Annotated in this window: 12 protein-coding genes; 6 read left to right on the top strand and 6 right to left on the bottom strand. The window is 40.7% G+C overall.

From position 1 onward, the window contains the following. Positions 1-28: 28 nt before the first annotated feature. On the bottom strand, positions 29-1,600 hold the full coding sequence (locus tag TY87_RS13205; RefSeq protein ID WP_100187429.1) for a methyl-accepting chemotaxis protein: 1,572 nt from the start codon (positions 1,598-1,600) through the stop codon (positions 29-31). Positions 1,601-2,011: 411 nt separating this feature from the next. Between TY87_RS13205 and TY87_RS13200 the strand changes: the two genes are divergently transcribed. From TY87_RS13200 to TY87_RS13180, 5 genes are all read left to right on the top strand, one after another. After that, positions 2,012-2,662, top strand: a complete 651-nt coding sequence (locus TY87_RS13200; protein WP_100187428.1) for a 2OG-Fe dioxygenase family protein — start codon at positions 2,012-2,014, stop codon at positions 2,660-2,662. Between the two features lie 173 nt (positions 2,663-2,835). Further along, positions 2,836-4,086, top strand: a complete 1,251-nt coding sequence (locus TY87_RS13195) for a response regulator (protein WP_100187427.1) — start codon at positions 2,836-2,838, stop codon at positions 4,084-4,086. Between the two features lie 281 nt (positions 4,087-4,367). Continuing rightward, entirely contained in the window at positions 4,368-5,633 is a 1,266-nt protein-coding gene (locus tag TY87_RS13190; protein WP_100187426.1) for a response regulator, read from the top strand. 91 nt (positions 5,634-5,724) lie between these two features. Further along, entirely contained in the window at positions 5,725-6,726 is a 1,002-nt protein-coding gene (locus TY87_RS13185; RefSeq protein ID WP_100187425.1) for a serine/threonine protein kinase, read from the top strand. Further along, positions 6,723-8,678 carry a RecQ family ATP-dependent DNA helicase gene (locus TY87_RS13180; protein WP_100187424.1) on the top strand — a complete coding sequence of 652 codons (1,956 nt, stop codon included), beginning with the start codon at positions 6,723-6,725 and terminating at the stop codon, positions 8,676-8,678. The genes TY87_RS13185 and TY87_RS13180 overlap by 4 nt, the downstream gene beginning before the upstream one ends. Positions 8,679-8,725: 47 nt before the next feature. Here TY87_RS13180 and TY87_RS13175 read toward each other — a convergent pair whose 3' ends face one another. The 5 genes from TY87_RS13175 to TY87_RS13155 form a co-directional block, all read right to left on the bottom strand. Further along, the gene (locus TY87_RS13175; protein ID WP_100187423.1) at positions 8,726-9,850 is read right to left on the bottom strand and encodes a glycosyltransferase family 4 protein; all 1,125 of its coding nucleotides are present in this window, start codon (positions 9,848-9,850) and stop codon (positions 8,726-8,728) included. Positions 9,851-9,980: 130 nt separating this feature from the next. After that, positions 9,981-10,361 (bottom strand): VOC family protein, encoded by a 381-nt coding sequence (locus tag TY87_RS13170; protein ID WP_100187422.1) that lies wholly within the window; start codon positions 10,359-10,361, stop codon positions 9,981-9,983. 83 nt (positions 10,362-10,444) lie between these two features. Beyond that, on the bottom strand, positions 10,445-10,783 hold the full coding sequence (locus tag TY87_RS13165; protein WP_100187421.1) for a GIY-YIG nuclease family protein: 339 nt from the start codon (positions 10,781-10,783) through the stop codon (positions 10,445-10,447). A 22-nt stretch (positions 10,784-10,805) separates the two neighbouring features. Further along, positions 10,806-11,414 carry a LysE family translocator gene (locus tag TY87_RS13160; protein ID WP_012069165.1) on the bottom strand — a complete coding sequence of 203 codons (609 nt, stop codon included), beginning with the start codon at positions 11,412-11,414 and terminating at the stop codon, positions 10,806-10,808. Beyond that, entirely contained in the window at positions 11,411-11,617 is a 207-nt protein-coding gene (locus TY87_RS13155; protein WP_100187420.1) for a hypothetical protein, read from the bottom strand. The genes TY87_RS13160 and TY87_RS13155 overlap by 4 nt, the downstream gene beginning before the upstream one ends. Positions 11,618-11,863: 246 nt before the next feature. On the opposite strand from TY87_RS13155, the gene TY87_RS13150 reads away from it, so the two are divergent. Beyond that, positions 11,864-13,288 carry an aminotransferase-like domain-containing protein gene (locus tag TY87_RS13150; protein ID WP_072837788.1) on the top strand — a complete coding sequence of 475 codons (1,425 nt, stop codon included), beginning with the start codon at positions 11,864-11,866 and terminating at the stop codon, positions 13,286-13,288. Positions 13,289-13,359: the final 71 nt, after the last annotated feature.

Below are 13,359 nucleotides of genomic sequence, written 5' to 3'. Positions count from 1 at the left end.
AGTAGAGATTTTTTACTAGCTTTCACTATTAGGATGAAGCTGCAGATTTGAATCCCATGCGGAAACCACCCCAATGCTTACCATTTACAAAAATAGGCACGGAAAGATCATGGAGAATTTCTCCCGTATCACGTTTATAAGTTTGCAGTAAAAAACTGTCAGTATGAGAACCACATCGGCTGCCAGTGGCATCATTAAAAATACGTTTGCTGCGGTTGTTCACCAAGTCTTTTTCATAATCACCACTTAATGGCTGACTAAATTTTTTGTTATGAGTTGGGAAGTAGCCATTTACATCCACCGCACCAGCAAACATAACCTGCTCATATTTTTCTAGAACCGCTTCTTGAATAGCTGGAAAAGCACGGTCGCTAAAAGCATCATAGGAAGTATTGTATTTCTGTGGATTAGTATTATTGACTGGTCGGTAGTCTCTAGAAAAAACCGCTTGCTGAGTTAAATCACCCTTTTTGATTGCCTCTTCAAATAGCTGACCAATAGCTTGTGCAGATGTTTTGGCAACCATAAGTAACTCAGAAAAGAACAATGATTGATCAACCTTGTCTAGCTCCCTAAAAACCACTTCAGCTCCGTTGCTTAAACCTGACGCTTCTTTTGACAATTTATCGCTGCGCTGAGAAATATCTTGCAAAGAATGACGAATACGCGAAATAGAACCATTTATCTGCGTGCTGGCTGCGCCTAATTCCTCTCCTGCACTTTCGACTTCCGACAATACGGCAGAGGCATTTTGAACCTCTTCCGTTAAAGAAATAAAGCGCTGCGTTTCTCCTAACAAGGTCGTTGATAAAGATTCGGTTAAGCCTTTTAATGACGACATTTCGTGATTGGTTAATTCGCTGTTACGACGTACGTCTGTCAATAAACTCGAGATTTGCTCTGACGCACTAGCACTTTTAGCAGCTAGCGCTCGCACTTCATCCGCCACTACCGCAAAGCCTCTACCTTGCTCACCTGCACGAGCAGCTTCAATTGCGGCATTGAGTGCTAATAGATTGGTTTGTTCAGAAACGCCCTTAATAACCGCTGTAATACTGTCGATATCATCGGCACTTTTGGTTAATAAAGCTAATTGCTCACTGGCGGTTTGCACTTTCCCTGTGAGCTCATGGATCTGATCGGCACTTTGTGACAAGGCTGTTTGGGCTGTTCTACTCGATTGCGCCGTTTCACTCATAGTACGAGCTAGCTGACCTAGGTTAGTCGACAGCGTCAATCCAGTATCTGACAGCGTTTCTACTGCTTGAGAAATCTGTTCGCTATCATGATGGGTAAGATGTATGTCTTTACTTAACGTATCGACAAAATGAGATACTTCGGCCGCCCCCATGGCCATCTTTGATGTGGCACGAGTAACTGTTTTACTCACTTCAGAAAACGAAGTTGATGCATTATCCTTGGCGGCATCGGCCTCTTTAGAGCTCGGAGTAAACGTACTTCGCACTAGTTTTGGCAAGACTAAAAAGACACATAGTAAAAGACCTGCACCAGCATAAGCTTGAGGAACAGAGCCTTGTATGTAACCTAAAATAAAAATTACGAGAAGCCCTACAACACCACACCACTGGAAATAAACCATCGTTCTTTCCTTCCTTTTCATTATTATTTCTTCCCAGTGTTTAACTATGGCTGTTGAAGGTCAATACAAAACGAAGAACATAAGACTAAAGTCGCACTGAAAAAAATTAACATGCTTGCTATCGGGATAATCCTATTATCAAAGACAACTATTTTCACCTAGCAATATACCTTCTCTTTAGGAAAGCATTCATTCATAGAAGTACATACATCGTTTTTCAAAATTAGATAAATAATGCACAAAAATAGATTAAAAAGAATTATAAAACCCATAAAACTGCTTTTTAACACATAAAAAGCAGAAAAATTCTCCCACAATCCAACTACACTAGAAAGCAAGCTCACGAAGCACAACAAAAATAAGAACGTCGTTGCGCATAATCTGCCAACGAACATACTGAGGATAAATGTCATGATCACCAACAAAGTTAAAACAGAATCTTTCTACCTTGAGTTGGGACAACTAACCCCAGATAGCGTTGATCACCTAACGCCTTCTTTTGATCATTTACCGCCAAATCCTTACGCTGATGGTGAGTTCCGTTTACGTCGTTATTCTCGCTTTACACTTGAGCAAGGGCTGCTAAAGCGTTTGCCTTCACAAGCGTTTGTCCAAGATGAAAACATCAACCACTTCCAAGGCAACGTTGTACGCAGTTATGAAGAAATTGACGACAGAATAGTCGTAGACCCAGCCTTTGTGGAATTATTTGAACACTTTCAGAAAATGGCTAGTGTGGTTGATAGCACCCCTATCGAAGTACATCAATTACGTATTTTTGCTGATCATAAGGTCGCTGAAGTGGCGCCAGAAGGAATTCATCAGGATGGCTTTGATCGCATCGGTATTTATGTAATGCAACGTCATAATATTGAAGGCGGCAATATCAATATTCACCTAGATAGAAACAGCCCAGCACTCATTAGCCATGATTTTGATAAAGGGGAGTTTGTCGTTCTGAACGACCGTAAGTTTTTTCACAGTGCTCAGCCCATTAAACCAATCGATGGTGACCAAGGCTATATGGATATTTTTGTATTGACGGCGAACTTAATGCATTGAGCAATAAGTGAGATGCCCTAAAAATATGACTTCCTTATTACTTACAACTTTTCCTAGTTAAATCAACCTGAAAACACTAGGGCGACTCAGCCAAGCATGGTATAAAACGCGAATGTAACCATTTGTAATTTTATTAATTGTTTTGTAATAGATCAGGCCGGGAAAGTTAAACAGTGACAGATATTAGCTCAGCAGAGGATAGTAAGAAAAATAGCGTAGAAGATACTACAAAAAAATCGGTACTAATCATTGAAGACATGAATGAAATGCGCCTAATGCTGAGATCAATGATGCTCTCATTAGGCTACACAAATATAGAAGCTGAAGCCTCTGGGCAGAGTGCACTCAAGCGCATTGCAGCTAAACATTTCGACATTATCCTTTCTGACTATAACCTTGGTGGCCGCATTAATGGCCAACAGGTTTTAGAAACCTCACGAAGAAATAACATTTTAAGTCATTCTACTATTTTCATCATGATTACCGCCGATACAGGCTATGACAGTGTCGTCAGCGCAATAGAGCATCGCCCCGATAGCTATATGGTGAAACCATTTACTCCTGCGACTCTACACAGACGACTCAGTCGCATTAAGCTACAAAAAAATATATTTTCTGAGGTGGATGAACATCGAGGTAAAATGAATTTTGAGATGATGGAGAGTAAGGCCAAAGCCATCATGATCAAACACCCTCAATACAGCAGTTTATGTCTAAAAGTTATTGGCGAATCATTGCTATCCAGAAAAGAATACAAAGCAGCAAAGATACATTACATGCGAGTACTCAAACACAATCAGGAGACATCTTGGGCTCACTTCGGGATTGCCCAGTGTGATTTAGGCTTAGAACAACCATTATCTGCAGTGAAAAGCTTAGAAAAAACGATCAGCATCACCCGTCATTTTTTACCTGCGTATGACACTCTTGCTAATACACAAGAAAGGCTAGGCAACTTAAAAGAAGCTCAAAAAGCAATGATAGCAAGCCTAGAGATAACTCCTAGATCTCTAGCAAGAACAAAAAAACTTGGAAAGATTAGCGTTCGACTAAAAGATTGGAAAATGGCAGAGCAAGCTTATTCACGAGTCATTCGTTTAACCAAAGACACTCAACATGAGAAAATAGAATATTATTATGAGCATTTAAAATGCCTCATTGCGATACAAGAAAATGACGATCAAGCACCACAAACTGCTGAAAAGCTTAAACGCTCATTGACAAGATTACGTATGTTAGGAAAAGACGACCCTATTGTTGTCTCAAACTCCTTTCGTGTGGAAGTTCAGCAACATCTTCATCGTGAGCGTAAAAATGATGCTATTAAATCATGGAAGCAATGGAAACAATTAATACTATCAGGGAAAGCCTCATCGATTTCGCATGATCAAGAACTCACTTTGAAAAGAAAGCTTGGCCTATAAATAATTGGCGTAAGAAGCTACTGTCGTTTCTTACGCCAACTCTGATGATCACAGAAAAGTTCAATTTCCCAAAAAAGTCTTATTATTAGATAAATGCCCCTTATAAATTACATTCTGTAACAAATCTAAATATCTCTTACCCCATTGATATTAAATAAAAAAAAACGAAAATCTCCAGACTTGAGCTATAAAATTACGATCACTATAAGTTTTTTCGTTTTTCAAGTGATATAAATAAGGCATTAGACTTATTGCAAGTTCATTAAAGTCAGGTAGTACCTTTGACAGATGTAATCGCCCTTGGCGTTGAAAACACAAACGATATCCATCAAGGACTTATCGACCTATCAAAAAAGCGTGTTTTGATCATCGAAGATATCGGTGAGATGCGACTCATGCTGAAGTCCTTAATGACGTCAATGGGCTATTCTAATATAGACGTGGAACCTTCTGGACAATCTGCTATCAAGCGAATTCTAGAAAGACCTTATGATGTCGTGTTGTCAGACTATAATCTTGGCGGCAGCATTGACGGCCAGCAAATTTTAGAGACATCTCGTAAGAACTACTCCCAAGACCATTCTACTATTTTTATCATGATTACTGCCGACACAGCATATGAAAGTGTTGTCAGCGTGCTGGAATATCAACCAGATAGCTATCTTGTTAAACCCTTCCCACCAGCGGCTTTTTTTCGTCGTTTCGAGCGAGTACAAAAACAAAAGAAAACTTTCGAAAGCATTAATACTGCTAGAAAGGAAAATGATTTTGAAAAAATGGAAGCGCAAGCCAAAGCAGTCATGCTGCAATACCCTCATTTTGCTAGTCAATGTTTAAAAATCATTGGCGAATCACTCTATGCTAGAGGTCGATACAAAGATGCCAAAAGCCACTACATGCTTATCATTCAAAAAAGCAAAAACCTAGCTTGGGCACATTACGGCATTGCATTATGTGAACTCAAACTCGGCACAGTTGCTGCCGCTATAAAAAAGCTAGAACACACGATTGCTTTAAGCCGTCATTATTTATCCGCTTATGATTTACTTGCCGACGCACACGAAGATTTAGGCAATCTAGAAGATGCTCAAGCGGCTATGATCAGCGTTTTAGAAGTCTCTCCACGCTCTACAGAACGCGCTCTTCGACTTGCTCAAATCAGTATGCAATTAAACGATTGGCCTACTGCTGAACAAGCGTATTCAAAAGTCATTCGATTAACTCGTGAAACCAGCCATGAAAAGGTCGAATACTATTATGAGTATTTAAAGTGCCTAACTAATATAATGGCAAACAGCTCGGACAACTCAAAGCTAGCAGAGAAGTTTAAACGCACACTTATCCGGCTGCGAACCTTTGGAAAAGCCAACCCTGCAGCGATATCCAACTCTTTTCGTGTAGAAATCCAGCAATACCTTACCCGGGACCATGTTGGTGAAGCTATAAAGTCATGGAAACAATGGAATCGTTTGATTAAATCAGGACAAGCTACGCCCCTTACTGACGCTCAAAAACACACACTTAAAAAACGCCTCGGCTTGCTATAATCCCCCCACACCGTTATGGTCATGCGCTAATTTAAAAATTGACGTTATCGTCACTTACACACGTTTATCCTTTAATATCAGAGCATCCTTTATGACGGCTACTCATTCCTTTTCGTCCCTTATTCCAGATGTCATTTTAGATGCCGTAGAGTCCACTGGTTTGTGGAGCGATTCTCGTATTTACCCTTTAAATAGTTACGAAAATCGGGTCTATCAGATTGGTATTGAAGAGGCATCACCTGTCATTGCAAAATTTTACCGCCCAGAACGCTGGAACGAAGCGCAGATTCGAGAAGAGCACCAAACATTATTAAAGCTCAAAGCGGCGGGCGTTCCCGTTGTCGCTCCATTAGAATTTAATGGTGAGAGTTTGCTTCGCCATAACGACATGTATTTTTGCTTGTCTCCACGTCTAGTTGGGCAACATCCTGAAGCAGACAACCTTGATCAGCTTTATCAAATTGGCGAACTCATTGGCCAGCTACACAAAACACTGCCACCCTTTAAAGAGCGCATCAGTGTCTCTCCTTTATCACAAATGGATGATGCAGCTAATCAGATTTTGACGGGGCGTACTTTATTTGGACAATCAGAACTAGCAGAAGAATTACAGCTGCCTGAAAAGCTCAAGCCTATTTATATAAGACAAATCGCTACGCTGCGAGATATGTGCGAGACCAGCATTAAGAGTTATTGGCCAACTCAGTTGCGCCCGATTCATGGAGACAGCCACCGCAGTAACTTGATGTTGCACGACGACCAATTTCATTTATTAGATTTTGATGATTGCCAAAATGGTGTTGCCGTTCAAGATTTATGGTTACACATTACTCAAACAGAAAATCCAAGACAACAATTAAGCGAAATCATTGAAGGTTACGAGACCTATTTGCCTTTTGAAACTCGTGAATTGGATTTAGTCGATGTTTTTAAATGTGTGCGTGTCATTAGTTACACTGCATGGCTACAAAGCCGTTGGCATGACCCTGCTTTTACCAAAGCTTTTGCTTGGTTTGGCAGTGAAGACTACTGGATAAATCACTTAAACGAGCTAAAAAACTGCGAATTAGAATGGGGACAAATTTCACGATGATGCCTTCAAATACAGCACCATTAGAACACTCGCTTCATTCTTTGTTCGGTTTCAACGAGTTCCGTGAAGGTCAACAGCAAACTATTGAACAGCTTCTGACTGGATACTCATCGCTCGCGGTTTTCCCAACGGGTTCTGGTAAATCATTGTGTTACCAATTCACCGCCACTCAACTCCCTAATTTGACGTTGGTGATCTCACCATTGATTGCCTTGATGCATGATCAATTAGCGTTTTTAACCGCAAAAGACATTCCCGCTGCTTGCTTAGATTCCAGTCAAAGCAAAGATGAAAGCCAAGCTGTTATGTCTGGAGTACAGAGTGGCGCTATTAAGATTTTAATGATCTCGGTTGAACGCTTTAAAAATGAGCGTTTTCGTCGTTTTATCAAGCGCGTTCCGATTTCTATGTTAGTAGTCGACGAAGCTCACTGTATTTCCGAGTGGGGCCATAACTTTAGACCAGACTATCTAAAACTACCCTCTTACCAACAAGAATTAGCCATTCCATTAGTCTTGCTGTTAACCGCCACGGCAACACGTCGAGTACAAAGAGATATGGCACAAAAGTTTGCTATTTACCCTGAACATATAGTGCAAACTGGCTTTTATCGACACAACTTAGATATTGATCTTATACCCGTACAAAGCTATCAAAAGCTAAACGTCTTAAAAAATATTTTCAATGAAATCCAAGGCGCGAGTATCGTTTATGTTACTCAGCAGAAAACGGCCGAAGATGTCGCTCGCGCCCTACAAGCCGATGGCTACTCAGCTGTCGCCTACCATGCAGGCTTAAATAGCGATATTCGCAGCGCTATTCAAGCCGACTTTATGAATAGTAAAACACGCATTATCGTTGCGACCATTGCGTTTGGCATGGGCATCGACAAATCTGATATTCGTTTAGTCGTGCATTTTGATTTACCCAAATCAATCGAAAACTACAGCCAAGAAATTGGCCGTGCGGGGCGAGATAACCAACCAAGCCGATGTGTAATGCTCGCCAGTTTGGAAGGTTTAAGTACCCTAGAAAACTTTGTTTATGGTGACACACCTGAGCCGCAAGACATCGACACTTTACTACGTTGCATTACCGAGCAAACAGTTGAATACGAATGGGAAACACAACTGTACGGATTATCCAATCTCACTAACATTCGCTCTTTACCGCTCAAAACCTTATTGGTGCAGCTCGAATTATTCGGTGCGCTCACGCCAAAATACAGTTTTTACGCGGATATCAAAATTAAATGGGAAGGCGATAGAGTCGCTTTTGCCAACCAAATCCCAACCGAGTGGCAAGCTGCCTACCAAGTGATCCTAAAAGGCATTCAATACAAGAAAATCTGGGGCACACCTGATTTTGATAAGCTATTTAACGAAGCGGGCTTATCACGAGGCGACGTATTACAAGTTTTGGAATTCGCAGCAGATCACAATGTTCTGACGCTAGAAAGCAAAGGCCTGACTGAAGTGTATCAAGTCCATACCGAGCATTTTCACCATCAGACACTAGCAAACCAATTGCATCAATATGTGGAAGAAAAACAAAGTGCTGAAGTTGCACGAATCGCTACCATGATTCGCTTCTTCCAATTGGATCGCTGCTTAAATAATAATTTAGCACGATATTTTGGTGATCAGAATTCACCAGAACATTGTGGTCACTGCTCGGTTTGTCGAGGAAAGGTTCTGGTCTTTTCACAGCAAGCAGACATAGATAGTGATGTGACGTGGCAGGATAATTTAGCAGAGTACGCTCGAGAATTCGCTCAACATGTTGGAAACAAAAGCCCAGCGACTCAAGTCACAGCGATATTGATTACGCGCTTCTTAACGGGTTTAACACAACCCATTTTCACAAAAATAAAAGCCCGCCAACTTAGCGGGTTTGGTGCGTATGAAGAAAAAAGTTATTTGTCAGTTCTAAAAGCGATACAAGACTTATAAACTAGCAAAGATACAGTGCATTAACAAAATGCACTGTATCTTAAAATTCAACGAAGATAAGCATTAAAAACAGCATTAAATTTTTCATCTAATGCAGATTCATATACATCTTTAGCAGACTCTTGGTTTTCCAAAGATACTCGGTCACGCAGCGCCTTATCACTTAGCAAAGCATCCATTAGATTAGCTAATACTTGATTACTTTCTCCATCGTAGATAAAGCCAGCCGATTCATTTTTCATAAGTTCACTTGCACCAACCCATTTGGTCGTAATCACAGGTGCGCCACAAGCCATAGCTTCAGCAACAACGCGCCCGAATTCTTCTATTCTCGCCGGTAAAACAAAGATGTCTAGAGCATTAAAATATTCTTCGACATTATTAATAATAGGAAGTTGGCGCACTCTATTTTTGTAGGGAGAACGGTCTAAAATCGCCTGAAACTCTTGAGTCAATTGATCTTTTCCGACGAAAACAAAGTGAGTTTTGTTAGCAATCTCTTCTGGCAAGAGACTAATGGCGTCAAAAAAGCGGTCAATACCACGTTTTTTAAAATTACCTGAGGTAACCAAACCAACTAAAAGCTCATCTTCTTTTACATCTAGGTCTTTTCGAATTCTAGCCTTAACCTCGTTAGACAAAATCTTAAACTGACTTTCATCTATGGCAGGATAAATAACCGATATATCTTTTTCAGGTACAGAGAAACGTGCAATTAGCTCATTTTTTGTCAAATAAGAGTTCGCCACAATATGCTTAAACTGATGATTTTGAAAAATAGGCGTATGGGTTAAATACATTTCATCATTTTTAGATAGTGGCTTATTATGAATTTTTTCTGCTGCTAAATGTACGCAGTTATGAATAAAATGAACATCTGGATGCTGTAAATCCCCATGACCTATAAGCAAATCCGCTTTGATTTTTTTAGCTAACTTTAAAGTTTCATTACTAAATTGAATTCTACGCTTAAACTTTTTCTGCCAGAAAAAACGCTTTGATTTATGTGAAATGCCTCCGCTCTTTTTTATATCTTCTACATTGGCATTTTCAGAAATAGTATGTACTTCACACCCAACTGAAGAAAAATACTTGATCTCTTCATGAACACTACGACAAGCGCCTGAATAGGTTTTCTCAAGATTCTGTTTCGCTATTAATACAGTTTTCATAGTCTTGCTGGGAGTCCCTTCAATAAATAAAAAATAAAAAATTCATGATAACAAGAAGTACTAAAAAAAGCGGCGTATTAACAAAAAATAGTGCCTGCCTTACTGACTCTTAGATGGTTTTATTAAACGGTTACTCTGTGATTTCTGAATAAACACTGACTTCTATTAGATTATTGTCTGGATCATTAAAATAGACAGATTGGATTGGCCCTAGTGCGCCAGATTTCGTCACTGGGCCTTCTAAGATAGTCACCTTACAAGCTTTCAAATGAGTGACAACTTCGTCAATGGTCCAGCTGGTAATCAGGCATAAATCGCCAGATCCTTCCATTGCATGATTTCGCAGCTCTTGCCCCAGCAATTGGAAGTTGATCTTTTGTTGACCAAAACGCATCGCTTTGCGTCCGTTAGCAAACGTTATAGGCTCCATTTTTAGCACGGTTTCGTAAAAAGACACGGCTTTGTCGATATTTGCCACGGTCAAAACAATGTGGTCAAAATGACTTATCATAGCTCCTGCCTCCCAGAGCAAGCATCACAAAATATATGACATGCTACGAATGATCGACAGGAAAAACAAGCTTATATTATCTATTAGAGGCTAGTCTCTTTTCGAGATGATTGGCTTAATGCTGTTAAGTCTATTCCGCCTTCTATAAGGCTCAGTTTTTGGCGTCGATTCAATTTTTTTACTTTATGCTCCAATACTAAGGCGTCACTCTTTGAACCAACAGATTGATGCCATACTAGTTCAAGCGGCCCTTTGCCCTTCAGATAGCGAGCTCCTCGCTTACTTACGCCGGAATGCTCTTTAAAGCGTCGATCAACATCGATACTAATGCCAGTATAAAGCGTATTCAAGCGAGTCTTTATCATATAAAGGCTCCACTCGTGATCCTTAGAGACACTTTGCCCTTCCTGTTTATCTGTCACTTGATGCTCCTCTTCCGGGCGTTTAATTACCAATAATCAGTAATAATGTAGAGGCTGTGGCAATCCCCATACAAAAATTAAAGATTCGTTGGCGTTTTTGATCAGTTAACCAACGTCGAATACTCACTCCAGCCCACGCCCAAATTGAAATTGCAGGAAACCCCATCGCAGCAAACAATACGATCATCCAAAAACCAGACTGAACATATAAATCTCCAGCAATTGCGAACGAGCTAACACAACCAATCGCCATCATCCAAGCTTTTGGATTAACATACTGAAAAAGCAAAGCCTGCCACCAATTCATTGGTGAAGATGGCGCTTTTTTAGTTTCTAAATTTCCCACTGGAGCACTGCCAATTTTCCATGCTAACCAAAGTAAGTAGGCACAACCAACCCATTTTAAAACGCTGTATAGAGGCGGATACCAGGTAAACAAAGCACCTAGCCCCATTAAAGTAGACAACAACAAACTTGCGACACCAAGTACAATCCCTAGCATATGCGGTAAGGTTCGACGAAAACCAAACTGCGCCCCTGACGCCAATAACATAATGTTATTCGGGCCCGGTGTCACGGAAGTTACAAAAGCGAACATGGCAAGCGCTAAGAAAAAAGATACATCTATCATGACATCTGCCCTTTATTTTTAATAAGGAGCATTACATCTCGCATAAGTCCAACAATAGTCGCTTGTGACAGCTCAGCCTGATGGCGTTCTTTTGTCATGCCTATGTCAATCATCTGCTGAGGAGTTAGAAATGCCAATTTTTTACGAGTTTGAAAACGCTCTATACTTTGTTGAATACAAACAAATAAGCTGACAACTAACATAACCCTCTCCTTTTAGACTACTTGTAAACTGCACTAATTAGGGCTTAACAAGCACTATGTGTATGAGTAACTACTTTAAGAGAAGACAGGAATACGATACAGATTCAAAAAATCACTTTATTAAACATACAGTGAGAGGTTTTTTTGCACTGTATGGCCAAATAAATCTGAATCTGTATGGTCATACATGGCAAATACACACCTTATAATCAATACAGATACCAAGAAGGCTTTAAGGGAGATGCTATGACACTTTATCAAAAACTTGCCAACCGCTTACGTGAACACATACAGCATGACTTTTATAAGTCTGGCGACAAGCTGCCTTCTGTACGCCAATTAGCCCAAGAACATGGTGTCAGCATTTCAACTGTACAAGAAGCTTATAGGCAACTTGAGCAAGAACTACTGGTAGAAGCTCGACCAAAATCAGGCTACTTTGTTTGCTCACGCAAAAAGGACAATCTGCCCAGCATCTCAAGACCACCACAGCGCCCTTTGGAAGTTTCCCAATGGGAAGAAGTGCTCAATATGTTGATGAATCGCAGTGGTAACAAAGGCGTACAGTTACAGCACGCTATGCCAGATATGAAAGCGACAACCTTGAAGCCTTTACTCAAAACCCTGTCAGACCTTACCAAGCAAAAACCAGAATTAGGATTAGGTTACGCTGATATTCGTGGTACGGAAGAATTACGCACACAACTTTGTCGTCTAGCCGTAGCGTCCGGTTGCCAGTTACACCCAGACGATTTAGTCGTTACCTCAGGTTGCCAAGAAGCGCTATCTGTTTGCTTACGAGCGGTGACAGAACCTGGCGATATTATTGCCATCGAGTCTCCAAGTTTCTACGGCTCCATGCAAGCGATCAAAGCGGCGAACCTTAAAGCGATGGAAATTCCAACCCATCCCGAAACTGGTATCAGTTTAGAGGCATTAGAGTTAGCGTTAGACCAATGGCCAATTAAGGCGATTTTTGTCACACCAACATGCAATAACCCGCTGGGTTACACCATGCCAGAAGACAAAAAAGAGCAGCTCTATCGACTCGCGCAAAGCTATGATATTGCCATAATAGAAGACGACATCTACGGTGATATCTCGTATCAATTCCCACGCCCTAAAACCATCAAATCCTTTGATGAAGATGGCAGAGTTCTGCTGTGTTCGTCTTTTTCCAAAACTATTGCGCCTGGCATGCGGGTTGGCTGGATTGCACCGGGGCGTTATCGAGACAAAGTTACTCACATCAAGTACGTAAGTAGTTCTATGTGTCCTGTTCTTCCCCAGCTTGCGATTGCGAAGTTTATTCGCTTAGGAGGCTACGCTAAGCACATCCGCAAAATGAGACAAGACTACGAGCAACAGCGAGACCATTTACTTAGCGTGATAAAAAACTATTTACCCAGTGACACCAGAGTTAGCTACCCTGTCGGTAGTTTTATCTTATGGGTAGAGCTTCATCCCAGTATTGACAGCATGAAGCTAATTGAACGCTGCCGCGAAGAAGGTGTAGGCTTTGCACCCGGCCCGCTTTTTTCAGCAACGGGTAAGTATCGTAATTGCTTTAGACTTAACTTCAGTGAGCAAAGTATGGAAAGGCGCGAGTGGGCAATCAAAACCTTAGCAATGATTTTGCAAAATTTCGAACAACGGGCAAAAGCAGGGTGAACCAAATAATCTTATCATGACGTAAAAAATACAGATAAAGCAGTCTAATAAGTAATTGCTTTATCTGTAAT

This window comes from Marinomonas sp. BSi20584, assembly GCF_002792415.1.
Classification (GTDB): Bacteria; Pseudomonadota; Gammaproteobacteria; order Pseudomonadales; family Marinomonadaceae; genus Marinomonas; species Marinomonas polaris.
Note: the sequence above shows the minus strand (reverse complement) of the source record. Positions and strands in the feature narration are given on the sequence as shown.